The following is a 23897-nucleotide window of genomic DNA, read 5'->3' as shown; positions in this document are numbered from 1 at the left end:
TTCAGGTAAACTCTCCATTCCACAGTATAACATAGGAGAAGCTGTCCTCCCACGGGGAATCCGAGCGGAAAATAACGGATGCGCCGCTACTGGAAGGAAATCCACTCTCCGCAGGCGAATAATTGAGATATTTGCAGAGAAAGGAGCTATTTCCATTATGGAGTTCGTTTGGGAAAACACGGTTGTTGCCTTATTGATATTCGCACTGGTGATTTACATCCTCTGGTCCATTTTTTTCAGAAAAAAACGGCACTAAAGTTGAAAAGAACGCATGCACACAAGCGGTAAAAAAAGGAGTCTTCCGAACGATGGACACGAATCAACCCCTATTTACGACGATCGACGAATATATCGCCCAATTCCCGCCAGAGATTCAGGACAGATTGCAGCAAATCCGTAAGCTGGTTCAGGAGGTTGCGCCTAACGCAATCGAGCGGATCAGCTATCAAATGCCGACCTTTGAAACCGATGGCAGAATCCTGGTGCATTTCGCAGCGTTTAAGAAACATATCGGTTTTTACCCAACCCCCAACGGTACTAAGGAATTTGCGGAGGAACTGTCCCATTACAAAGGCGGGAAAGGGTCAGTACAGTTTCCCTTGGACCAGCCGCTGCCGTTGGATCTGATTCGCCGCATCGTTCTCTTCCGCGCGGCGGAAAACCGCCTGGCCGCCGAAGCCAAAGCTGCTAAGAAGCGTAGGAACCAATAACTCGTGAACAAAAAAGCCGCTTCTTCAGCGGCTTGGCTTTTTACTTGAATGATGTTGGACTTCTAAATGCCTCGATCTTTGAACAAAGCGGCAATCGACCCGCCCTCCAGAATGAACTGCGTCGCCCGGGCTAGCATGGGCGCTACTGAGAGCACCTGCACATGGGGAGAATGCAGCTCCGGCTGCGCGATCGAATCGGTGACGACCACTTGCCGGATATTGGGATGCTTCAGCTTCTCCAGGGCATTGTCCGAGAAGAGCCCGTGCGTTGCGCACACATAGGCGTCCTCCGCGCCCCGTTCCTTTAACCCTTCGACAACGTTTACAATGGTGGAGCCAGTGTCGATCAAATCCTCGATGATAATCGGCGTATGCCCGGCCACGTCGCCGATCACATGCGTGATCACCGACTGGTTGTGCGCGGGACGCTTCTTAATCATGATGGCAAACGGCGAGTCCAGTCCGTTGGCCAGCTTCTCCGCCATCGAGGCCCGTCCCGCATCCGGCGAGACGATCACGGGATTCGGAATCTGCTGGGCCCGCAGGTAATCGGTCATCAAGTCTAACGCGGTCAGATGATCGACCGGAATGTTGAAGAAGCCCTGAATCGCCGGCGCGTGCAAATCGATCGTCACGACCCGACTCGCCCCAGCCGTCGTCAGCACATCAGCGAGCAGCTTAGCCGAAATCGGTTCCCGCGGCGCGGATTTACGCTCCTGCCGGGCGTAGCCGTAATAAGGCATGATGACGTTCACCGTGCGGGCGGAAGCCCGCTTGGCCGCATCGATCATCACCAGGAGCTCGACGAACATCTCATTAATCGGATGGGATAGCGACTGTACGAGAAATACGTCATAATTACGGATACTTTCCTCATAATGCACATAAATTTCTCCGCTTTTGAAGCGCGACAATTTCACCTTCCCGGGTTCGATCCCGAGTCGACTGCAGATATCCGATACCAGCTTCGGATTGGACGAACCGGAAAACATGCGCATTTTGGCTTCCATAACATCCTCCCGAATCCTTATTTATGACATTTAAGACTTGGACATCCCTACACTATTATCGTACATGGATTCGATCGGGGCGTCCAGCAATTTCCAGCCATGGCTTTGGGGCGCTTACTTATCTGCTTCCAAAGGAATCATCGTCCGCCGACGTCCCTCGAACGTCGCCAACTCCCGCACTCCCAGTTTATACAGCAGCGTTCGCGCTTGATCCAAATGTTCGCTCAGCTTCTGGGGATCATGGGCATCCGACCCCACCGTCAGCGGGATCCCCATCTCGATGGCCGCCTGCAAGATCCGCTCGCTAGGGAACATCTCCGCACAAGGCTTCGACAGTCCCGAGGCATTAAGCTCGATCGCAATCCCGGCTTCTTTCACGGCAGCCAAGGCCCGCCGCTCCAGCTCAATCGTCTCTTGCTCCAGCTCCGGCCCGGGCTTGTACCCAAACCGCTTAATGACGTCGAGGTGGCCAAGGAAATCGTAAAACCCGGTTTGCGCCGCTTTGGTCACGGCATCATAGTATTGCGCATATACCGCGAACACATCCTTGCCTTCCCAGTTGTGGACCTGGCGGAAATCCGATACATCCCATTCCCCGAGAAAATGCACCGAACCGATCACATAATCCCACGGATATGCTGTGATGATGCGTTCGATTTGCTCCTCCCAGCCTTCGATATAATCGCCTTCCAGGCCGACGCGTACATCGATCTGCCCGCGGTATTTTTCCTTCAGGCGAAAAGCCTCCTCCACGTACCGCGGCAGCTCCTCCATCGGCATTGCCATTTCCGGATAATAGGCAGCCGGATCCACATGCAGCAGCGGCATATGGTCAGAGACGCCCAGATGGGACAACCCGATCTCGATCCCTCGGCGGATGTAATCCTCCAGTGCGCCAACGGCATGACCACAGCGTTCATGATGGGTATGGTAGTCGATCAGCATCTTTTCACCCCTCCGCTTTAGTCACGCCGCGGCCGCTCATGACGCCGCTCCAGCTCCTGCATAATTTCATCCAGCGGCAAATTGCGCTCACGCAGCAACACCAGCAGATGGTAGATCAGGTCGCTGACTTCGTAACGCAGCTCATCGTTATCGCCGTTTTTGGCTGCGATAATTGACTCGGCGGTTTCTTCGCCGACCTTTTTGAGGATTTTATCGAGACCTTTTTCAAACAAATACGTGGTGTACGCCCCTTCGGGACGCTCGGTATAACGCTCCGCAATCAACTGCTCCAGCTCAGCCAGCACCTTGAACCGTTCATCGGCACCGCTCCCCGATCCCGTGGAGGCAGCAGCAGCCGTGCGATAGAAGCACGTAGGCTCTCCCGTGTGGCAAGCCGGCCCGTTCGCAATGACCTCAACGAGCAGCGTATCGCCGTCACAATCATACTTCAAGGCCGTGATCTGCTGCGTGTTGCCGGAGGTCGCCCCTTTATTCCACAGCTCCGCGCGCGACCGGCTCCAGAACCACGTCTGGCCGGTTTCCACCGATTTGCGCAGCGACTCGCGGTTCATGTAGGCCAGCATTAGCACTTCCTTGCTGCGCGCATCCTGGACAATGGCCGGCACAAGACCGGCTGCATCCCACTTCACCGTCTGCTCCAATGCTTCGATCGGAAGCGAGAGTTGCAGGGTCTGTTGATTTTCTGCGGTCATCGTATCTCCACCCCTTTGGCTTTTAACTCCTGTTTTAAATCCGGTATGGCCATTTCTTTATAGTGAAAAATCGTCGCCGCCAACGCCGCATCCGCAAGTCCTTCGGTAAATACCTCGTAAAAATCTTCCGTCTTCCCCGCCCCGCCCGAGGCGATGACCGGAATCCCTACCGCCCGGCTGACCGCGCTGGTCAGCGGCAGATCAAACCCGTCCTTGGTGCCGTCGGCGTCCATGCTCGTCAGCAGAATTTCCCCGGCGCCCCGTTTCTCGGCTTCCCGTACCCACTCCAGCGCACGGATGCCCGTCGGTTTGCGTCCTCCGTGGGTGTACACTTCCCATTCGCCCCACTCGGCGTTATATTTGGCATCTACAGCCACAACGATGCATTGGGAGCCAAAACGGCGTGCCCCGTCCGAGATCAGCTCTGGATTAACGACCGCCGCCGTATTGATGCCGATCTTATCGGCCCCGGCCCGAAGAAGGCGCTTCATATCCTCCACCTGGGAGATCCCGCCGCCCACCGTAAACGGGATGGCGATTTCGCCGGCCGTTTGCTTCACCACCTCGATCATGGTTGCCCGGCCTTCATGCGATGCGGAAATGTCCAGAAAGACGAGTTCATCCGCCCCCTCGCGATCATACAACGCGGCCAGCTCCACCGGATCACCGGCATCGCGCAGTTTCACAAAATTCACGCCTTTGACGACCCGCCCGTCCTTCACGTCCAGACAGGGAATAATTCGCTTTGCGAGCATGCTGGTTCGACTTCCTTTCCGTAATTCGTCTATTCGTTGATTTCGAGATCAACGATTCAAAGCTCCAATCGCCTCGATCGCCTGAGCCAAATCAATATTCCCCGTGTACAGCGCCTTGCCAACGATAGCTCCGCCGATGCCTTGATCTCTGTGGGCAGCGAGGCGCAGCAAATCGTCCTGCACCGTGACGCCACCGGAGGCAATTACCGTCTTGCCGGACGCCTGGGCCAGAGACAAAATCGCCTCAACGTTAGGCCCTTGCATCATCCCGTCACGGGAGATATCGGTGAAGATAAACGTCTCCGCCCCTTTGGCCGCGAGTTCCTTCGCTAACACTTCCGCCTGAACCTCGGAGGTTTCCAGCCAACCGCGCGTCGCGACGAAGCCGTTTCGGGCATCGATGCCGATCGCGACTTTATCGCCGTAGGTGCCCAGCACCGCCTCAGTGAACACCCGGTCCTCAATCGCCGCCGTACCTAGAATGACCCGGCTCACGCCAAGCGACAACAGCCGCTTAACGTCATCCATCGTGCGCAGACCGCCGCCGACCTGGACCGGCACCTGTACGGTGCGAGCGATCTCTCCGATCAGCTCATCATTGACCGGATGCCCCGCCTTCGCGCCGTCTAAATCGACCAAATGGATAAACGACCCGCCTTGGGCTTCCCAAGAACGGGCCACCTCAACCGGGTTCGCGTTATACACCGTTTCACGATCATAATCGCCTTGGACCAGCCGCACACACTTTCCGCCGCGAATGTCGATAGCCGGATAAATAATAAAAGATGACATGATGTTCCTACCTCCCGCCGTTCATGGTTAAAGACTACGTTAAATGAATGTTTGAATGCTCCGCACTGCCCCGTTATATTCCGTAATGGTGCGTAATGCTCCGTGTCAAAGCTACATATCCCGTTTCAAAATAGCGGTAATTTATGGCGTTATTTCAACGCAATCATGCCACTCAGTGAAAATAACGGTATTTCAAGGCGCTATTTCAGCCAAAACCCCAGCACTCGAGCGATTTGCTCCATAATAACGCCACTTTTTACCGCTAATCCTCCGCTAAGCCTGTCTACCCGCAAAAATAAGGCCATAAATTACCGCTAACCTCGGATGGCTCCATGCGAAGCCGCGTTCGCCGTTGGCAGTTGCGTCAGGGGGCGCTTCGTGTGCAACCAGTACGCCATTCGCCCCCAACCATCAAACGCTCCAAGCACACCGGACGCTTCATCGCATCTAGCTGGCGCTTACCTGCATCATGCGTGTCGATCTCGCAGCTTTATCCCTGCCGCTCCACCAGCGCCAGGAAATTGCGCAGCAACGCCATCCCGAGCTCGCCGCTCTTTTCGGGATGGAATTGCATCCCGAAGACGTTGCCGCGGCCGACGATGGCGGTCACCGGATGGCCGTAGTCGGTCACGGCCAGCACATCCCCCGGCTGCTCCGCCAACACGTGATAAGAGTGGACGAAGTACACATGTCCCTCTTCCAGCCCGGCGAGCAGCGGGTTCTCCGGCTGCAGGAACGACAGCCGGTTCCAGCCCATATGCGGCACCTTGTACCCGTCGATGCCCGCAAACCGCACCGCTCGGCCCGGCAGCAAGCCCAGCCCCTCGTTCCGCCCATGCTCTTCGCTCTCGCCGAAGAGCAGCTGCATCCCGAGGCAGATGCCGAGCAGCGGTGTGCCTCCAGCGGCCGCCTGCCGTACCACGGCGTCCAGGCCTGACGCGCGCAGATGCTTCATCGCGTCGCCAAAAGCCCCGACGCCCGGCAGCAGTACGCCGTCCGCCGCCAGAATCTGCGCCTCGTCCCCGGTAATTGTACCTACGTAGCCGAGGCGCTCCACCGCCTTGCTCACGCTGTGCAGGTTGCCCATCCCGTAATCGACGATGGCAATCTTCATCGGCTACAGCACTCCCTTCGTCGACGGCACCCCGCTGACGCGCGGGTCAATGCTCGTCGCCTCGTCAAGCGCCCGTCCGAGCGCTTTGAACACCGCCTCGATCATGTGATGCGTGTTCTGGCCATAGTGCACGATCACGTGTAGCGTAATCCGCGCCTCCAGCGCCAGCTTCCACAGAAACTCATGGACAAGCTGAACGTCAAAGCTGCCCACCCGGTCCGAAGGATACTCCGCCCGGTATTCGAAATGCGGACGGTTGCTGACGTCAATCACCACTTGCGCCAACGCCTCGTCCATCGGAATAAACACGCTGGAATAACGTTTGATCCCTTTTTTATCGCCTAGCGCCTCCCGGATCACCTGACCCAGACAGATACCGATATCCTCCACCGTGTGATGGTCGTCGATTTCGATATCGCCGCGCGCCTGAACCGAGAGATCAAAATGTCCGTGCTTCGTGAACAAATCCAGCATGTGGTTCAAAAAAGGCACGTCCGTCTCCAACTGCGCGTTCCCGCTCCCATCCACCGCAAAGGTCAGTTGAATGTCCGTTTCGTTCGTTGTGCGGCTGATGCTCGCTTGGCGTGGCACCGCTCCCCCGTTATTGTTGCCTGCCATCTTCGTTCCCCGCCTTTCCTTCTTGCTGCAGCCGGATTTCGATCGCCCGGGCATGGCCTTCCAGCCCTTCCCGCCGCGCCAGCTCCATAATGGTTGCTCCGTTCTCCAGCAGCGCTTCCTTGCTATAGTAAATCAGACTTGATTTCTTAATAAAATCGTCCACATCCACCGGTGACGAGAATCTCGCCGTGCCGTTGGTCGGAATGATATGGTTCGGACCGGCAAAATAATCCCCCACCGGCTCCGAGCTGTACGGTCCGAGGAAAATCGCCCCGGCATTTTCCACCTGCCCCAGATAGCTCATCGGATTGTCCACGATCAGCTCAAAATGCTCCGGCGCCAGCTGATTAATCACGTCGATCCCGGCTTCCACCGTATCGACGAGAATGATCGCGCCGTAGCGCTCGATCGAAGCTCCGGCGATCGCCTTGCGCGGCAGCGCGGCCAGCTGCCGCTCCATCTCGGCCTGGCACGCCTTCGCAAACGCCTCCGACGGCGTCACGAGGATCGCCGACGCCATCTCGTCGTGTTCGGCCTGGGACAGCAGATCCGCCGCCACATAGGCGGGATCGGCGCTGTCATCGGCCAGCACGGCGATTTCACTAGGACCGGCGATACTGTCGATATCGACGACACCGTATACTTCGCGTTTAGCCAGCGCGACGTAAATGTTCCCCGGCCCGCAGATCTTATCAACGGGCCGGATCGCGTCCGTGCCATAAGCGAGCGCCGCAATCGCTTGGGCCCCGCCGACCCGATAGATCTCGTGTACGCCGGCTTCCGCTGCGGCCACGAGGATGTACGGGTCGATCCCGGCTTTGCCGCCCGTCGCCGGCGGCGTCACCATCACGATCTCCGGCACGCCGGCCACCTGTGCGGGAATCACGTTCATGAGCACGGAAGACGGGTAGGCCGCCTTCCCGCCGGGAACGTACACGCCGACCCGCTTTAACGGTCGGATGATTTGACCCAGCAAGCTCCCGTCCGGCTGCAAATCCATCCAGGAGTTGCGCTTCTGCCGGGCGTGGAACGCCCGGATGTTCTCGGCCGCCCCCCGTATCGCCGTCACGAACGTCGGCTCCACGGCCGCATACGCCGCTTCCAGCTCCTCCTTCGTCACGCGCAGCCCGGACGCCTCCAGCTTCATGCCGTCAAACTGCTCCGTGTACCGGAGCAAGGCCGCGTCCCCTTCCGCTTTCACCGCTTGGACGATCGCTTTCACCGCTTCGTTTTGCTCCGGCGAGCCGTATTCCGCTTCCCGCCGCAAATCAAAATCCTGTGCCGATATTAGTTTCATCATCCGGCATCCCCCTGCTTTCTTCATCCTTATAAGTTCTCGTATCTGCCTTAACCTGCCTCAATCTCAAGCCTGCGAGACTTCATCCCGTTGAATCACCTTGCTCAGCGCATCACACACGGCCTGAATTTCAGCGTTTTTCATCCGATAGCTGACACGGTTCGCAACTAAACGGCTGGTGATGTCAAAGATCTTCTCCAACTCAACCAATCCGTTCTCCTTCAGCGTCTGCCCGGTCTCCACCATATCGACGATCCGGTCGGCAAGGCCGATGAGCGGCGCCAGCTCAATCGAGCCGTTCAGCTTAATGACCTCAACCTGCTGCCCGTGCTCGCGGAAGAACTGCGACGCTACGTTCGGATACTTCGTTGCGACCCGCTGTTGAATCCCCGGCTTCCAATCCGGCAGCGCAATAACTGACATGCGGCAACGAGCGATGCCCAGGTCAAGCAGCTCGTAGACGTCTCGATTTTCCTCCATCAGTACGTCTTTGCCAACGATCCCGATATCAGCTACCCCGTATTCCACGTAAGTCGGCACGTCTACCGGCTTCGCGAGAATGAACTCCATGCCGATGTCCGGAAGCGGAATGACCAGCTTGCGCGTTTCATCCACATCGTCTGGGATCTCGATTCCCGCCTCGCGGAACAAGGCGGAAGCTTTTTTATAAATACGCCCCTTGGGCATAGCTACTTTAATAATTTGTTTCAATGGATTGTGCCCTCCTTCTCAGGCAGCTGCCTTCACTCAAAAGCTGACAAACGTCAGGATATCGCCGTATGCCGGTCCCAGCGGCCCCGCCTTCCGCACCGACTCCGGCGCACTGAGCAGATCCTCCGGCCCCTCCGCACGGCGCATTAGCACGCTGCAGCCTTCACTGCGCAGCCGCTCCGCTTCAGCAAACGCCCGTTTCCGGTTCGGCACATCATATTGCAGCACCACCGGCAGCTCCGGTTCCGTCTCCAGCCCGCCGACTCCGTCGAGAATCCGGTTCGTCTTCAGTGAGAATCCCGTAGCCGGCGCAGGTCGTCCGAACTGCTGCAGCAGATTGTCATACCGCCCGCCGCTGCACACCGGGAAACCCAGCTCTGCGGCATAACCCTCAAACGTCATCCCCGTATAGTAGGAGAAATCTCCAATCATCGTCAGGTCGATCATCACATGTTCGGCCACGCCAAAATCCTCCAAGGCATCCCACACCTGGCTCAGATGTTGAACCGAGGATTGGGCCAAGGGATTGCGGCTCAGCTCCAATGCTTGGCCGCAGATTTCTTTCCCGCCGCGCAGACGGAGAATCCCTTCGAGCTCGTCACGCTGCTCTTGCGAGAGAGACAACTGGGAGAGTGTTTCCCGATAACCTACAAAATCGCGATGCAGTAGCCCAGCCTTTAAAGCCTCTTGAATATCTTCCCGTCCCGGGACCGCGTCCTCCAGCAAACCGTTCAGGAAGCCGACATGCCCGACAGCGATCTTAAATGATTTCACGCCCGCAGCCTGCAGCGAGGCCACTGCCAAGGCGATCACCTCGGCGTCCGCATCCGGAGAATCATCTCCTACCAATTCCACCCCGGTCTGATAAAATTCCGCTTCCCGTCCCGCCTCTTCCTCAATCGCCCGGAACACGTTGGCGTGATACGACAAGCGAAGCGGCAACGGCTCTTCCTTCAACAACGAAGCGACGACCCGCGCGATGGGCGCCGTCATATCGGAACGGAGCACCATCGTGGTCCCCCGGTTATTTAACAATTTAAACAGCTTCTGATCCGACGTCGAGCTGGCTACGCCCACGGTATCGTAATATTCCATTGTTGGCGTCATAATTTGCCGGTATCCCCAGCCGGCCATGCAATCCAGCACACGCCGTTCGATCGCCCGCAGCTTATCCACGGCAAAAGGCAGATAATCGCGGACACCCGCCGGTTTTTCAAAGCCTTTTGGTTTCGACAATTGTTTCACCTCACCGTTTTTTCTCTCTTATGTGAAATTTCTTTATTATATTAAAGTACTACCATACTACCAAATTAAAGAGTAGCCCAATTTTATCATAATTCCTTTTAGACCGTCAATTGCTTCTCCCCGGTCGACTTCTCGATTTAGCCTGCCCTACAGTATTCCCCAAGCGAGGGTCAAAACCCTTGCGATCTCTCGATCCATACAAAAAAACCGGCCGGGTACGCCCGGACCGGTTCAACTGATCGAAGTTACATATTTGCGCCAACGGATGGACTTTGTCCGCTTTCCTGCGGTCCGGACGGTTTATTTTTGCGTAAGGAAGCCGGTACACTCCCCAGAAACCACGCGGCAAACGGCAGCCGCCGGAAGCACAACTGCACGAACCCCCACGAAAGAAATAGAGCTGCCAGGGAACCGACGATGATATAAATCAGGTAGCCATAGGAAGCACCGGGCAGCCGTTGTTCATTCCAGAAGAGCCGGTACGCGAACAACACGACGGGATGAAACAAATAGATCCCGAAGGAGAGCTCACCCACCCGGGTCAGCGTCCGAACCCAGAAGGCCGAGCCTTTTCTCTGAATGTAAAATGCCGCCTTGAGCAGCACTAACGCCGAGAACATCGTGTGAACGTTCCATAACAATTCAAACCATAAGGTGTTGGGAGAAGCATAACCTTGGCGGTATAAATACCAGATCTGGACATGAACGAAGGCAACGGCCAGCCATCCGATCCACAACGCGGCGGTCCATCCCTTTTGGGATTTGGTCATTTCCTTCCAGTCCGTATTCAGCCAACCCTTAAGTTTGCTGAAGAAAATCGCCAGCACCGCACCTAACATGTAATACCCCATATAGCTCAGTGCGTAGCTCCCTTTATTCGGCAGATGCAGCTGATATTTGTTCCAGAATACGAAGCCCCACTGCAGCGCAAGACCAAAAGGTAAAATAAGCGCAAGCAAGAAGCGGCGATTCCGGAAGGACTGGAATAACCACAAGAAGAGCGGGAACAACAGGTAGAACTGAATGCTGATAAATACGAAGTAGAGGTGGGTGTAGGCCGTGCCGGTCAGCAGTGCCGTCCCCAGCGACTTCAATTCATACATCTTGGAGTTATTGACAAAATCGTTGCGGTAAATAGCTATTAACATGAAATAACAACAGGAGACCAGTAGATAGGGCAAGATGATATAGGTCAGACGCTTCTTGTAGAATTTGCTTACCAGCTTGCGACTAATCGGCTGATCGTAATAATTGTAAAAAAGGACGAAACTGCTGAGAAGGATAAACGACGGGGTGCCGATTTTAAAGAAAATGTTCATCCAATTATAAAAGTAGTAGACCGGTGAATTCAGCGCTTGTTCTGCCGCCGCGAACGATGAAGCGTGCACCTGGATGACGCTGAAGATCGCTAACGCGCGAAAGATGTCTAGCTGCGGCAAACGTTCCTTGACCACCTTGCTCACTCAACCAACCCCTGTTCATAATTAAGAAGAAGCCTGATTTATGTACTACTAGACGTCTGGGCTTGAGAAAAGTTTCTCTAGCACTCTCTTCACTATACCAAAAGTTGGACGATCATAAAACCGTTTGGCCTTCTTGCCCGTCTTTACATAGGGAATCAAATTACCGGCCGGTAACCCTGTTTCGCTGCATTTTACATGGGAAGGAAGGAGCCCAAATTGGAAGAGAGAGAATGGGCTGCCGCTGCCTGCAGCGGAGACGAACAAGCCTTTTATCAGTTAATATCCCTGCACCGGCGTAAGCTCTACGGCATTGCTTACAGCTATTTACGCAATGAATCGGACGCTCTGGAGGCCATCCAGGAAACGGTGTGCACGGCCTGGATCAAATGTCGGCGCTTAAAGGAACCCTGAGGCTTTTATTCCATGGCTGATCCGAATTTTGGTTCATTGCTGCATCGACGAATTGAAAAGGCGGAAACGGGTTCTTCCGTACGTGGCAGAGCGAATGCAAACAAACGGAGAAATGGTGAGCGTGTTCAAAATGGATCTGGACTCCGCGCTGGACCAGCTTAAGCCAAAATATCGCCATGTCCTCACCTTGAAGTATTATCAAGACATGACCTTAACGGAGATTGCCCGGGTGTTGGACTGTCCGGAGGGGACGGTTAAGACCTGGCTGCATCAGGGCCTCAAGCAGCTTCGCCGCCATATGCATGTGGGAGGTGAATTGTATTATGGTTGATCGGGAGGAAGACCAGCTTGCCCGTTATTTTGATGGGATCCGTCTGGCCGAGAAGCAAATCCTAGACGAGAAACTGGACGCTGCGATCCAGCGTGGTCAAGAACAGGGGCGAAGCCTCCGTAGCAGATGGCGTGTGCACCGAGGGTGGGCATGGATCTCTGGAACTGCCGGGGTGATCGCGGTTTGTATGCTGATGTTATTCATCTGGCATGGCGGAATACCTCTTGTCGGTTCAATAACCACTACCGCGAGTTCTAACGATGCGATCCCAAGTTATGTAGATGCGAAAAAAACTCGATAACGACATTCATTTGTGGCTATTAGATGCTCATGGAAATACATTTGATCATTTACCTGTGTTTCTTCCCGTTGGTACGTATCCCGTCGGCTCTGTCACCCATTTAAAGTACACATTAAATATCGAAGATCCCGATGCACCGAATCGTCTGGTGTTATCCGTAGGTACGGAGGAATCCAACGAGAAGCCTATCAGCCAAATACCAATTGAGTGGAACAGCCGACCTTATACCAGAATGAAGAAGACCGTTCCAGTTAACCAAATCGCGACTATCTACGGCCAATCATTAACGATTGATCAAATAGTTATCCGCCCGTTGAGTACGACGATCCTGTTCAAGCCTCAGAAGAGCGTGAATCAATGGATGTCCCAACCTGTTAAAGCCAAACTATATTTAGGTGGAGAAGGCGAAGCAGAATTCCGACGGTATGCCCCGCTACGAAGCCTGATCTATGATTATCAGAAGGGATCTACCGATGCGTTTCTTACCGGACTTGAATTTGAGAGTATCTATGACAAGGATTGGAAAGAAGTGACACTCGAAATTGATAATTTTGGCGTCTATCCTTTGAAACAGAGATCCTTTAGCCTGTGGGTAGATGCAGATAAGGAGCAGCTTTTCATTCCTGATCCGTCCGTCAAACAAGTGGAGGTACTTGAACACGAAAATGTCATCGAATTGGTTCTCCATATGAACCCAACTCCGGATAATCATTTAAGTAAGCCTTATACCGTGGACGAGTACTTCAACGACAATCAAGCCAAATCCGTTTATCGTATTCTTCAAGATGAGCACTCTCCCATGTATTCACTGGATGGGGACAACGAAACGATTCGCTTCAAAATAGAGAAACGCGATTATGTCCAGCCCTTGCACATTACCATAATGGAAGACTTCGACAGCTCCTACAAACCCCAAGAATTTAAAATCCCTCTAAAGTAACACAAAAAAGCGGTCCCATCCGGCAAATTGCCGGGCTCAGGACCGCTTTTTTACGCTGGTGTCCGTAGCTGCCGCGTAGACTTTCAGATTTACTCCGCGACATCGTCGCCGCACCTCATGCCTTCGGACTTCGATTGCCCCAGACAGAGGAACGGCAGCTTAGCATCTAACGCTTACCACAAAGCTTATATCAGCCAAAATCAACGTTTTACGATTCTAACGCTGACCACCATGCTTATTGTTCCATTCTGCTGCCGAAATCAAGTGTTTTCTTCGAAATAGCGCTGCTCAGCGTCGTTAGAAGTTTCATGGCACCAAAATCGTCACAATAGCGCTCCTGATCAGCGTTAGCGCATCAGCAGATGTGGGTTGGGCCACATCGGGCTCCTGATGACATGAGGCATGCCTGCATCAACTAGGGATTCTTCCGCTCCAGCACCCGCAGCGGGTTCCCGCCGACAAACGTGCCCGGAGCCACGTCCTTATGTACCACTGATCCGGCGGCGACAACCGCACCGTCTCCGATGGTCACGCCCGGGAGGATTGTGCTGTTCGCACCAATCATCACCTCATCGCCGATCCGCACCTCACCCAAGCGGTATTCCTTGATCAAATACTCATGGGCGAGAATCGTCGTGTTGTACCCGATCACCGAATTGCGTCCAACCGTAATCAGCTCCGGGAAAAACACATCCACCATCACCATCAACCCAAACGCGGTATGCTCGCCTACCTTCATGCCGAGAACCCGACGGTAGATGGCATTCTTCAGCGATAATATCGGGCAATACCGGGCGATTTGGATAAAAATAAAGTTCCGGACGCCCTTCCACGGGCTTACCGTCCGGTACAACTGCCAGAGTGCGTTGGGTCCTTCAACCGGATAACGCCTCACTCGTCTCACGATCTCACCGGCTCCAAACCTAGGATTCCATAGAGATCTCGCATCTCTTGCAGGATGTAATCCGGATGATACTGGCGCAGTACCGCCTCGCCTTTCAACGACCAAGCTACACCGGCTGCCTTCACACCCGCTGCCTTCGCACATTGCAGATCGGCGGCACTATCGCCCACCATCAACGTGTGTGCCGGATCAGCGCCCAGCTCGCGCAACGCCGTCAGAATCGGCTCAGGATGCGGCTTGGGATGCTTCACATCCTCCACCGTCACGATCGATTTCATGTACGGCTTTAACCCGAACATGTTTAAGGCGAGCATCGTGGTCTCCTTAATCTTCGTCGTGACAATCCCCATTGTGATCCCCCGTTCGTGCAAATCGGAGATCACTTCTTTGACCTGGGGAAATTCACGGATCAGTTCATCATGGCGTTCCCGGTTGTATTTTCGGTAATCTGCTACCAGATCTGCTACATCATCACGGCCTGAGAACACTTGCAACTGGTGCTCTAACGTTTGCCCCATATGCGGGATGATTTCTTCCCGCGTGCGCGGTTTGAAGCCATGCTTTTCGATGACATGCAGAAAGGTCGTAATGATCAGTTCATTGGTATCGATAATCGTTCCATCGAGATCAAATAACACGGTGTTTATCATGTGGCTGTTACTCCTTCTTGTCTTCCGGCGCTTCCGCCAACTCCTCCAAGGGCGATTCCTCCGTATTAGACAACTCCGCCTTCTCGGATTCAGCCGCTCCGGCCGTTACCGGCAAAGCATCTGCTGCGGCGACTTTCGTAGACGTAATAGGGTCACTATAATACGGCAGGTCACGAACGGTACTGCGACGTACGATAATGAAGATGATCGCCGCAATCACAATGCCCAAGGCAAGCAGCTGGGAAATGCGGACGTTGCCGTAAGACGGCGCCAAATATCCCTGTTTGAAGCCGAGCCAGGTCATTGGCGTCCATAATCCGTTTACGAACGACGCCAGCCAGGAAGCTCCCTGGAACGCCAAGCTGTCCGTCCGCAACGCTTCAATGAAGAACCGTCCGACCGAATACCAGATGAAATACGAGGCGAACAATTCCCCCGCGCGCAAAAATTTCTGTCTGCGCAAAATCATCAGCAAGATCAAGCCCACCAAGTTCCACAACGATTCATACAAAAACGTCGGGTGATGGAATGTCCCCTGCACGTTCATTTGATTAACGATAAACGAAGGCAAATGCAGGTTGTCGCGAAGGAAGCTTTCCGTTGTTGGTCCGCCGTAGGCTTCCTGGTTAACGAAGTTCCCCCAGCGTCCAATCATCTGTCCCACAATCAGTGAAGGCGCGCAGATATCAGCGATACGCCAGAAGTTATAACCGCGGCGCCGAACAAAGATCACCGCGCAGATGATCGCGCCGATCAGCGCCCCGTAAATGGCGATACCGCCGTTCCAGATTTTAAATACGTCCCAGAAGTTATCTTTGTAATCGTCCCACATAAACGCGACGTAATAAATCCGCGCGGCGACAATCGCCGACGGCACCCCCAATAACAGCAAGTCCATAAAAAATTCCTGAGGGATGCGAAACCGCTTCCCTTCCCATACGGCAAACAGAAGGCCGACCAATGCAGCACAGCCCAAAATTAGGCCATACCAGTGTACTTTCAAGCCCCCGATGGAAAAAGCGATCGGGTCTAATAACAAAGTGCCCATCGTTCACTCTCCTACTCCAAATCGTCGATATCTTCCGAAATCGTTTCGGTCAGTTTTGTCGTAAACTGCAGCGCGGCGTTATACCCCATTCGCTTTAAACGGAAGTTCATCGCGGCTACCTCGATAATCACGGCCAAGTTCCGTCCAGGACGTACCGGGATCGTCACCAGCGGCACATCAGTATCGATAATCCGCGTTGTCTCTTCATCCAGACCTAATCGGTCATACTGCTTCTCTTGTTGCCAGGCTTCCAGTCTCACGACCAACGAAATTCGCTTGTTGTTGCGGATGGCCCCGGCACCAAACAACGTCATGACGTTAATGATCCCCACACCGCGGATTTCCAGCAGGTGGCGAATGAGTTCAGGTGCCGTACCGTGTAATTGGTTATCCGACGTTTGTCGGATTTCTACGGCATCGTCCGCAATCAGGCGGTGACCGCGCTTAACCAGCTCAAGTGCCGTTTCACTCTTCCCGATCCCGCTGCTGCCGGTAATCAACATCCCAACGCCATAGACGTCAACAAGGACCCCGTGAATCGTTGCGGTTGGTGCCAGCTTCCGTTCTAGGAAACTGGTGATCCGGCTCGACAGGATCGTCGTCGCCATACTGCTACGAAGGACCGGAATCTGCTTCTCTGAACTGATCTCAATCAGTTCCTCTGGAACCTTCCAAGAGCGGGTGACGATGATGCAGGGCGTCTCCTCGCTGCTGCATAGCCGTTCCATCCGATCTTTCCGTTCCTTCTCCGGAAGCATCTCGAAGAAGGCCAGCTCCGTTTTCCCCAGAATCTGAACGCGCTCCGGCGGATGGTATTCAAAATACCCGGCCATCTCCAGGCCCGGACGATACAAATCGTCGACCGTGATCGCACGTTTTAAACCCTGCTCTCCGGAAACCACCTCGAGCCCGAATTGGTTCACTAATTCGGATACTTTCACTTTTTTAGCCATGGTGCTCTTCCTTTCCCCTGCCGGCATTCAAAATGAGGCTGCCCGTCAACAACGGGCTCCGGCTCCGATATCAGCTGCCTTATTGGCATTTATTCATCTTTGTACGAGATCACTTAATGTATTCATCGTATAGGAAATTGTCACGTAAATCAATCATTGGGCCGAGTGCCACCCAGGGATCGTCCAACTGCCGCTTCTTGCTCCCGATTAACAAAAAAACCACCCCGAAGGGCGGTTTCTTCATCGCTTAACGGATTAGCTGAAGAACACGTTGCGTTCTGTTTCTTTGTCGAAGATATGAATTTTGTTCATATCGATCGCCAGTTTAACGTTGTCGCCTTCACGTGTATTGGAACGGCCGTCCACACGAGCGATCAAACCGTCGCTGCCTGCACCGTTCAGGTACAATTGCATTTCGTGACCCAGGTTTTCCGTCAGATACACGTTAGCAGTAAATGTCGTTTGCGGCGAAGCTTCCAGGAACACTGGCTCTTCATGGATGTCCTCAGGACGAATACCCATGATAACGTCTTTGCCGATGTAGCCTTTGTCTCTCAGGATCGTTGCTTTGCCTTGAGGCACAACAACGTCCATGTTGGTAGCTTTGAAACGAACGGTGCCCGCTTCTTCCACCAAAGTACCGTTGACGAAGTTCATCGTAGGCGAACCGATAAAGCCAGCTACGAAAATGTTGCCTGGTTGGTTGTACAGCTCTTCTGGAGAAGCAGCTTGTTGGATGATACCGTCATGCATAACGACGATCCGGTCACCCATCGTCATAGCTTCGATTTGGTCGTGTGTTACGTAGATGCAAGTCGTTTCCAGACGTTTAACCAGTTTCGTGATTTCCGCGCGCATTTGACCGCGCAGCTTAGCATCCAAGTTGGAAAGCGGTTCGTCCATCAGGAACACTTGAGGATCGCGGACAATGGCGCGGCCCAAGGCAACCCGTTGACGTTGACCACCGGAAAGAGCTTTCGGTTTGCGATCCAGCAAATGCTCGATGTCGAGGATTTTTGCCGCTTCGCGAACGCGACGGTCGATTTCGTCTTTCTTCACTTTACGAAGTTTCAAACCGAACGCCATGTTTTGATATACGTTCATGTGCGGATACAGCGCGTAGGATTGGAATACCATCGCGATGTCGCGGTCTTTCGGAGCAACGTCGTTTACGACGCGGTCGCCGATGTACAATTTACCTTCGGTAATTTCCTCCAAACCAGCGATCATCCGAAGCGTTGTGGATTTACCGCAACCGGAAGGTCCTACCAGTACGAGGAATTCCTTATCCTTGATATCGAGGTTGATGTCTTCTACGGTTGCTTTAGCAGCACCCGGGTATTTTTTGTAAATGTGTTCTAAACGTACGCCTGCCATGTCTTCGTCCTCCCATTACTTAAATTTGGTGGTATTAGGGTATTGGTTCTATGACTTTTATGAAATCGGATACATTTTATATTTATATATTAGACGATAGGGGGCTGCCCATCCATCCACAAACTGCACAAAAATCTTAAGGCCTTTTCGTCACTTTATACAATAGCAGCTCCAACTTGACCAAAACCGCGTCGTTAAACGTTCTTACATCCAGCCCAGTTTCCTGTTTGAATTTATCTATCCGGTATAATAATGTGTTTCGGTGAATATATAGCCGTTTCGCGGTTTCACTCACATTGCAGTCCAACGCAAAAAACGTCTCCAACGTGGTCCGTATCTCCTCATCCTGCAGCAAATCTGCGCGATCCCCAAGCTCCAAAGCAAATTGCCGACGTTGCTCCTCCGGTATGCTGTACACCAGCCGCTCCAGCCTCAGCTCCCAGGGAAAATGGATGGGGGCCGTTACATTAAACATCCGGCCGAGGGCCAACGTCTGACGCAAGAACAACGTGGCGGAGACCAATTCGGTCTCAGCAATTAAGGCACTTCCGACCGTAAGGTGAAATCCTCCAACCCATTCGTTCGTCACAAGCTCGTATAAGCCTTGGCATAAAGCTGCCATCAAGTCACGTTCCGTTTCCGCCGCCTCTTCGCTCTCCTCCCGCAGGCTCATAAACAGCTCTTCGCCCAGCAGAATCAGCCAAGCTTCTTTTAGCGGAGCCAGGATCACTTCGCCTCCGAAGTAACTCTTCAACAGCTTGTTCAACTTCGAAAATGAAATGGCCTGTCCTTGCCCCGAACTTTCCCAATTCAGCAAAAAGGGCAACATCCTTCCCTTGAGCTTCACCTTCAAGGTCAAGTGATCAGGCAGCGGCTGGGTCAGCTCCCCTTGCTCCAAACGCTCCTCCAGCCATTCGCCCAGCTGGATGCTGCGCATCTCATCCTCCCGCTTCAAGTTAGGTGAGGGGGTTGCCGTTTCTCGGGCAGCAGTCAGGAGCATTTGAATCAATCGGGCCTCAGACTCCGTTACTGTGGCAGCCTCCGATTCAAGTACGCGTACGCTTCCTTGTTGATGTTCCACGAACCATACCCATCGTTCGTCCACGCGATATGGCCCGGGCTCCGAGGAATTCGCTGCTCTAACAACATCGTTCCAGTCCTTTGCCTCCCAAACGCTCTCCGACAGCGACGTACCGATGACGCTCTCCACTTGTTGCTTTAGCAATTTGATCTCCATAGCGTAGCCTTTCTTTCCATGCGTTTTCGAGTTTATTAGACTTATTTTATCATAACTGCCGGAGCAAACCTAAATCCTCGTCCTGCCGTACGTGCAAAAAAGCCGTCAACCCTAAGGTTAACGGCTTTAGATCATGAGCCATGAAGGACTCGAACCTTCGACACCCTGATTAAAAGTCAGGTGCTCTACCAACTGAGCTAATGGCTCATAAAAACTGGTGGAGGCTGATGGATTCGAACCACCGAACTCGTCAGAGAACAGATTTACAGTCTGCTGCGTTTGGCCACTTCGCTAAGCCTCCATATGAATTATGCTGTCCAGTTCAGTCCAATATGATGCTGGAAGCATAAAAGTGGCTCGGGACGGAATCGAACCGCCGACACGAGGATTTTCAGTCCTCTGCTCTACCAACTGAGCTACCGAGCCATAAATTACACGGTAAAATCCCAAAAAAATAAAGCGGTGAAGTTGAACACTTTCCCACTTTACGGTGGAAATATTCAAATAAATGGCGGAGCCGACGGGATTCGAACCCGCGGTCTCCTGCGTGACAGGCAGGCATGTTAGGCCTCTACACCACGGCTCCGCAAGAGAATGGTGCCGGCGAGAGGACTTGAACCCCCAACCTACTGATTACAAGTCAGTTGCTCTACCAATTGAGCTACACCGGCACGGTGTAAATTATGATGTTTCAAGTAAAGATCATGGTGGAGGCTGAGGGGATCGAACCCCCGACCCTCTGCTTGTAAGGCAGATGCTCTCCCAGCTGAGCTAAGCCTCCGAAATGTTATGGTAGCGGCGGAGGGGATCGAACCCCCGACCTCACGGGTATGAACCGTACGCTCTAGCCAGCTGAGCTACGCCGCCACAGATAAGCTTGTACAAATGGCGGAGAGAGAGGGATTCGAACCCTCGCACCGCTTACGCAGTCTAACCCCTTAGCAGAGGGTCCCCTTATAGCCACTTGGGTATCTCTCCAAACCATAAAAAATCAAGGTTTAATCCTTGAAAACTGGATACGAAACTAGATTTGCATTTTAGCCCCTATTCAGTTCCCGGGGTCCCCGAAAAGTACTCGGTGTACTCTCCGAAGCCTCCGCTTCACTTTTTGGGGTGAATTTTGGATAAGCCCTCGACCGATTAGTACCTGTCAGCTCCATGCCTTACGGCACTTCCACCTCAGGCCTATCAACCTTGTCGTCTTCAAGGGGTCTTACATACTGGGAAATCTCATCTTGAGGGGGGCTTCACGCTTAGATGCTTTCAGCGCTTATCCCGTCCGCACTTAGCTACCCAGCTGTGCTCCTGGCGGAACAACTGGTGCACCAGCGGTGCGTCCATCCCGGTCCTCTCGTACTAAGGACAGCTCCTCTCAAATTTCCTACGCCCACGACAGATAGGGACCGAACTGTCTCACGACGTTCTGAACCCAGCTCGCGTACCGCTTTAATGGGCGAACAGCCCAACCCTTGGGACCTACTTCAGCCCCAGGATGCGATGAGCCGACATCGAGGTGCCAAACCTCCCCGTCGATGTGGACTCTTGGGGGAGATAAGCCTGTTATCCCCAGGGTAGCTTTTATCCGTTGAGCGATGGCCCTTCCATGCGGTACCACCGGATCACTAAGCCCGACTTTCGTCCCTGCTCGACTTGTCAGTCTCGCAGTCAAGCTCCCTTCTGCCTTTGCACTCTTCGAATGATTTCCAACCATTCTGAGGGAACCTTGGGGCGCCTCCGTTACTCTTTAGGAGGCGACCGCCCCAGTCAAACTGCCCACCTGACACTGTCCCCGTACCGGATTACGGTACCAGGTTAGAACCTAGATACGATCAGGGTGGTATCCCAACGGCGCCTCCACCGAAGCTGGCGCTCCGGCTTCCTAGGCTCCCACCTATCCTGTACAAATCGTATCCAAGTCCAATATCAAGCTGCAGTAAAGCTCCATGGGGTCTTTCCGTCTTGTCGCGGGTAACCTGCATCTTCACAGGTATTAAAATTTCACCGGATCTCTCGTTGAGACAGCGCCCAAGTCGTTACGCCATTCGTGCGGGTCAGAATTTACCTGACAAGGAATTTCGCTACCTTAGGACCGTTATAGTTACGGCCGCCGTTTACTGGGGCTTCGGTTCACAGCTTCGGGTTTAACCCCTAACCGCTCCCCTTAACCTTCCAGCACCGGGCAGGCGTCAGCCCGTATACTTCGCCTTGCGGCTTCGCACAGACCTGTGTTTTTGCTAAACAGTCGCTTGGGCCTTTTCACTGCGGCCCCCTCGGGCTATTCACCCTACCGAGGCACCCCTTCTCCCGAAGTTACGGGGTCATTTTGCCGAGTTCCTTAACGAGAGTTCTTCCGCGCGCCTTAGAATTCTCTTCTCGCCTACCTGTGTCGGTTTGCGGTACGGGCACCTTCTCCTGGCTAGAGGCTTTTCTTGGCAGTGTGAGATCATGACCTTCGGTACTGTCAATTTTCCCTCCCCATCACAGCCTAGCCTTATCGGTGTGCGGATTTGCCTACACACCAGCCTCACTGCTTGGACGAGCATCCATCAGCTCGCGTCACTACCCTACTGCGTCACCCCATCGCTCATAGCGGATTACGGTGGTACAGGAATTTCTACCTGTTGTCCTTCGACTACGCCTTTCGGCCTCGCCTTAGGTCCCGACTTACCCTGAGCGGACGAACCTTCCTCAGGAACCCTTAGGCTTTCGGCGGATCAGATTCTCACTGATCTTTTCGTTACTCATACCGGCATTCTCACTTGTGTACACTCCAGCGCTCCTTCCGGTACACCTTCAACGCGTACACAACGCTCCCCTACCCCTGAATCGACTTCACTCCAGCTTCGAAGTCTGGTGTTTCGCCCCGAGAACCATTTGGTCGAAACCTTTGAATTTCTTCATCGGTAGCTTTCGGCAAAAATGTCTCCGGTCTCACACCGCCTCAAAGAAGCAGTGAAGTCGATTCAAGCCATAGCTTCGGTGGTGTGTTTAGCCCCGTTACATTTTCGGCGCAGAGTCACTCGACCAGTGAGCTATTACGCACTCTTTAAATGGTGGCTGCTTCTAAGCCAACATCCTGGTTGTCTGTGCAACTCCACATCCTTTCCCACTTAACACACACTTGGGGACCTTAGCTGATGGTCTGGGCTGTTTCCCTTTTGACAATGGATCTTAGCACTCACTGTCTGACTCCCGGTTATTCAGTCTATGGCATTCGGAGTTTGACTGAGCTTGGTAACCCTTGGCGGGCCCCGCACCCAATCAGTGCTCTACCTCCACGACTGTCCCACCGAGGCTAGCCCTAAAGCTATTTCGGGGAGAACCAGCTATCTCCGAGTTCGATTGGAATTTCTCCGCTACCCCCACCTCATCCCCGCACTTTTCAACGTACGTGGGTTCGGGCCTCCAGTGCGTGTTACCGCACCTTCACCCTGGACAGGGGTAGATCACACGGTTTCGGGTCTACGCCTGCAAACTACTTCGCCCTATTCAGACTCGCTTTCGCTGCGGCTCCGCCTTCTCGGCTTAACCTCGCTTGCAAACGTAACTCGCCGGTTCATTCTACAAAAGGCACGCCATCACCCATAAACAGGGCTCTGACTTCTTGTAAGCACACGGTTTCAGGTTCTCTTTCACTCCCCTTCCGGGGTGCTTTTCACCTTTCCCTCACGGTACTGCTTCACTATCGGTCGCTAGGGAGTATTTAGCCTTACCAGATGGTCCTGGCAGATTCATACGGGGTTTCACGTGCCCCGCACTACTCGGGATCCGTCTCGGAGGGAACACATTTTCGATTACAGGGCTTTTACCTTCTTTGGCCGGCCTTTCCAGACCTGTTCGTCTAATATGTTCCTTTGTAACTCCATGTGAGACGTCCCACAACCCCAAGGAGCAAGCTCCTTGGTTTAGGCTAATCCGCGTTCGCTCGCCGCTACTGACGGAATCACTTTTGTTTTCTCTTCCTCAGGGTACTTAGATGTTTCAGTTCCCCTGGTATGCCTCTTCACTGCCTATGGATTCAGCAGTGAGTGACTGGATATTACTCCAGCCGGGTTTCCCCATTCGGACATCCCCGGATCGATGCTTGCTTACAGCTCCCCGAGGCAGTATCGTTGTTCGCCACGTCCTTCGTCGGCTCCTAGCGCCTAGGCATCCTCCGTGTGCTCTTAGTAGCTTAACCAATTCGCTCTGGTATTGCGCTGTCTAAATCGACCACACAAACCTTCGCATTAGTAGTAACTACCTTTTAAAACTTGTTTTGACACAAGTCAGCTAAAAGGATTGTTCTAAAACGCAAATTTCGTTTCGTTATCCAGTTTTCAAGGATCAAGTTGATGAAATCTTATGGTGGAGCCAAGGAGGATCGAACTCC

General features: G+C 53.6%; 20 protein-coding genes, 9 tRNA genes, 1 rRNA gene and 1 pseudogene (1 of these 31 only partly in view). 4 read left to right on the top strand and 27 right to left on the bottom strand.

Annotated features, from left to right (window positions below; all coding sequences use genetic code 11):
- Positions 1 to 308: 308 nt before the first annotated feature.
- The gene (locus ACL02P_RS18900) at positions 309 to 710 is read left to right on the top strand and encodes an iron chaperone (RefSeq protein ID WP_260071482.1); all 402 of its coding nucleotides are present in this window, start codon (positions 309 to 311) and stop codon (positions 708 to 710) included.
- 62 nt (positions 711 to 772) lie between these two features.
- Here ACL02P_RS18900 and ACL02P_RS18895 read toward each other — a convergent pair whose 3' ends face one another.
- The 11 genes from ACL02P_RS18895 to ACL02P_RS18845 form a co-directional block, all read right to left on the bottom strand.
- A complete protein-coding gene (locus tag ACL02P_RS18895) occupies positions 773 to 1720 on the bottom strand; it encodes a ribose-phosphate diphosphokinase (RefSeq protein WP_009225015.1) in 948 nt (315 codons plus the stop codon).
- Positions 1721 to 1834: 114 nt separating this feature from the next.
- Positions 1835 to 2665, bottom strand: coding sequence for a histidinol-phosphatase HisJ (gene hisJ, locus ACL02P_RS18890; RefSeq protein ID WP_412837855.1), 831 nt, complete (start codon positions 2663 to 2665; stop codon positions 1835 to 1837).
- Positions 2666 to 2682: 17 nt separating this feature from the next.
- Positions 2683 to 3378 (bottom strand): bifunctional phosphoribosyl-AMP cyclohydrolase/phosphoribosyl-ATP diphosphatase HisIE, encoded by a 696-nt coding sequence (gene hisIE / locus ACL02P_RS18885; protein ID WP_009225017.1) that lies wholly within the window; start codon positions 3376 to 3378, stop codon positions 2683 to 2685.
- The gene (gene hisF, locus ACL02P_RS18880) at positions 3375 to 4133 is read right to left on the bottom strand and encodes an imidazole glycerol phosphate synthase subunit HisF (RefSeq protein ID WP_412837854.1); all 759 of its coding nucleotides are present in this window, start codon (positions 4131 to 4133) and stop codon (positions 3375 to 3377) included. The genes hisIE and hisF overlap by 4 nt, the downstream gene beginning before the upstream one ends.
- Before the next feature lie 48 nt (positions 4134 to 4181).
- Positions 4182 to 4925 carry a 1-(5-phosphoribosyl)-5-[(5-phosphoribosylamino)methylideneamino]imidazole-4-carboxamide isomerase gene (gene hisA, locus ACL02P_RS18875; RefSeq protein ID WP_412837853.1) on the bottom strand — a complete coding sequence of 248 codons (744 nt, stop codon included), beginning with the start codon at positions 4923 to 4925 and terminating at the stop codon, positions 4182 to 4184.
- A gap of 490 nt (positions 4926 to 5415) precedes the next feature.
- A complete protein-coding gene (hisH, locus tag ACL02P_RS18870) occupies positions 5416 to 6039 on the bottom strand; it encodes an imidazole glycerol phosphate synthase subunit HisH (RefSeq protein WP_412837852.1) in 624 nt (207 codons plus the stop codon).
- Positions 6040 to 6042: 3 nt separating this feature from the next.
- Positions 6043 to 6657 carry an imidazoleglycerol-phosphate dehydratase HisB gene (hisB, locus tag ACL02P_RS18865; RefSeq protein ID WP_323078502.1) on the bottom strand — a complete coding sequence of 205 codons (615 nt, stop codon included), beginning with the start codon at positions 6655 to 6657 and terminating at the stop codon, positions 6043 to 6045.
- Positions 6641 to 7954, bottom strand: a complete 1314-nt coding sequence (gene hisD / locus ACL02P_RS18860; RefSeq protein ID WP_323079165.1) for a histidinol dehydrogenase — start codon at positions 7952 to 7954, stop codon at positions 6641 to 6643. The genes hisB and hisD overlap by 17 nt, the downstream gene beginning before the upstream one ends.
- 66 nt (positions 7955 to 8020) lie before the next feature.
- Positions 8021 to 8641, bottom strand: coding sequence for an ATP phosphoribosyltransferase (gene hisG / locus ACL02P_RS18855; protein WP_397376636.1), 621 nt, complete (start codon positions 8639 to 8641; stop codon positions 8021 to 8023).
- A gap of 60 nt (positions 8642 to 8701) precedes the next feature.
- On the bottom strand, positions 8702 to 9901 hold the full coding sequence (locus tag ACL02P_RS18850) for an ATP phosphoribosyltransferase regulatory subunit (protein ID WP_260071488.1): 1200 nt from the start codon (positions 9899 to 9901) through the stop codon (positions 8702 to 8704).
- A gap of 254 nt (positions 9902 to 10155) precedes the next feature.
- Positions 10156 to 11373, bottom strand: coding sequence for an acyltransferase (locus ACL02P_RS18845; protein WP_260071489.1), 1218 nt, complete (start codon positions 11371 to 11373; stop codon positions 10156 to 10158).
- Between the two features lie 195 nt (positions 11374 to 11568).
- Between ACL02P_RS18845 and ACL02P_RS18840 the strand changes: the two are divergent.
- The 3 genes and pseudogenes from ACL02P_RS18840 (at position 11569) to ACL02P_RS18830 (ending at position 13356) form a co-directional block, all read left to right on the top strand.
- Positions 11569 to 12115, top strand: a pseudogene (locus ACL02P_RS18840) (sigma-70 family RNA polymerase sigma factor).
- The gene (locus tag ACL02P_RS18835) at positions 12108 to 12416 is read left to right on the top strand and encodes a hypothetical protein (RefSeq protein ID WP_412837851.1); all 309 of its coding nucleotides are present in this window, start codon (positions 12108 to 12110) and stop codon (positions 12414 to 12416) included. The pseudogene ACL02P_RS18840 and the gene ACL02P_RS18835 overlap by 8 nt, the downstream one beginning before the upstream one ends.
- Positions 12397 to 13356: a hypothetical protein gene (locus ACL02P_RS18830; protein WP_412837850.1), complete on the top strand. Its 960-nt coding sequence runs from the start codon at positions 12397 to 12399 to the stop codon at positions 13354 to 13356. The genes ACL02P_RS18835 and ACL02P_RS18830 overlap by 20 nt, the downstream gene beginning before the upstream one ends.
- A 415-nt stretch (positions 13357 to 13771) precedes the next feature.
- Here the strand turns inward: ACL02P_RS18830 and ACL02P_RS18825 are convergent, their stop codons facing one another.
- From ACL02P_RS18825 to ACL02P_RS18750, 16 genes are all read right to left on the bottom strand, one after another.
- Positions 13772 to 14260 (bottom strand): acyltransferase, encoded by a 489-nt coding sequence (locus ACL02P_RS18825; protein ID WP_016314053.1) that lies wholly within the window; start codon positions 14258 to 14260, stop codon positions 13772 to 13774.
- A complete protein-coding gene (ppaX, locus tag ACL02P_RS18820; protein ID WP_412837849.1) occupies positions 14257 to 14910 on the bottom strand; it encodes a pyrophosphatase PpaX in 654 nt (217 codons plus the stop codon). The genes ACL02P_RS18825 and ppaX overlap by 4 nt, the downstream gene beginning before the upstream one ends.
- A gap of 7 nt (positions 14911 to 14917) precedes the next feature.
- Positions 14918 to 15958, bottom strand: a complete 1041-nt coding sequence (gene lgt / locus ACL02P_RS18815) for a prolipoprotein diacylglyceryl transferase (RefSeq protein WP_323078489.1) — start codon at positions 15956 to 15958, stop codon at positions 14918 to 14920.
- Positions 15959 to 15969: 11 nt separating this feature from the next.
- Positions 15970 to 16911, bottom strand: a complete 942-nt coding sequence (hprK, locus tag ACL02P_RS18810; RefSeq protein ID WP_009225031.1) for an HPr(Ser) kinase/phosphatase — start codon at positions 16909 to 16911, stop codon at positions 15970 to 15972.
- A gap of 255 nt (positions 16912 to 17166) precedes the next feature.
- Complete coding sequence (locus tag ACL02P_RS18805; protein WP_009225032.1) at positions 17167 to 18288, bottom strand: ABC transporter ATP-binding protein; 1122 nt, start codon at positions 18286 to 18288, stop codon at positions 17167 to 17169.
- A 136-nt stretch (positions 18289 to 18424) separates the two neighbouring features.
- Entirely contained in the window at positions 18425 to 19525 is a 1101-nt protein-coding gene (locus ACL02P_RS18800; RefSeq protein ID WP_260071494.1) for a PucR family transcriptional regulator, read from the bottom strand.
- A gap of 134 nt (positions 19526 to 19659) precedes the next feature.
- Positions 19660 to 19732: transfer RNA gene (locus ACL02P_RS18795), tRNA-Lys, on the bottom strand.
- Between the two features lie 8 nt (positions 19733 to 19740).
- A tRNA-Tyr gene (locus ACL02P_RS18790) sits at positions 19741 to 19826 on the bottom strand.
- A gap of 52 nt (positions 19827 to 19878) precedes the next feature.
- Positions 19879 to 19951: transfer RNA gene (locus tag ACL02P_RS18785), tRNA-Phe, on the bottom strand.
- Between the two features lie 83 nt (positions 19952 to 20034).
- A tRNA-Asp gene (locus ACL02P_RS18780) sits at positions 20035 to 20111 on the bottom strand.
- A gap of 9 nt (positions 20112 to 20120) precedes the next feature.
- Positions 20121 to 20196 (bottom strand) — tRNA-Thr (locus ACL02P_RS18775).
- A gap of 34 nt (positions 20197 to 20230) precedes the next feature.
- Positions 20231 to 20306 (bottom strand) — tRNA-Val (locus ACL02P_RS18770).
- A 9-nt stretch (positions 20307 to 20315) separates the two neighbouring features.
- Positions 20316 to 20392 (bottom strand) — tRNA-Met (locus ACL02P_RS18765).
- A 19-nt stretch (positions 20393 to 20411) separates the two neighbouring features.
- Positions 20412 to 20503, bottom strand: a tRNA-Ser gene (locus tag ACL02P_RS18760).
- 142 nt (positions 20504 to 20645) lie between these two features.
- A 23S ribosomal RNA gene (locus ACL02P_RS18755) occupies positions 20646 to 23705 on the bottom strand.
- Between the two features lie 165 nt (positions 23706 to 23870).
- Positions 23871 to 23897 (bottom strand) — tRNA-Ala (locus tag ACL02P_RS18750); it runs 49 nt beyond the window's last position.

Source organism: Paenibacillus sp. MB22_1, from assembly GCF_047200555.1.
In the GTDB taxonomy this organism is placed as follows: domain Bacteria; phylum Bacillota; class Bacilli; order Paenibacillales; family Paenibacillaceae; genus Fontibacillus; species Fontibacillus phoenicis.
Note: the sequence above shows the minus strand (reverse complement) of the source record. Positions and strands in the feature narration are given on the sequence as shown.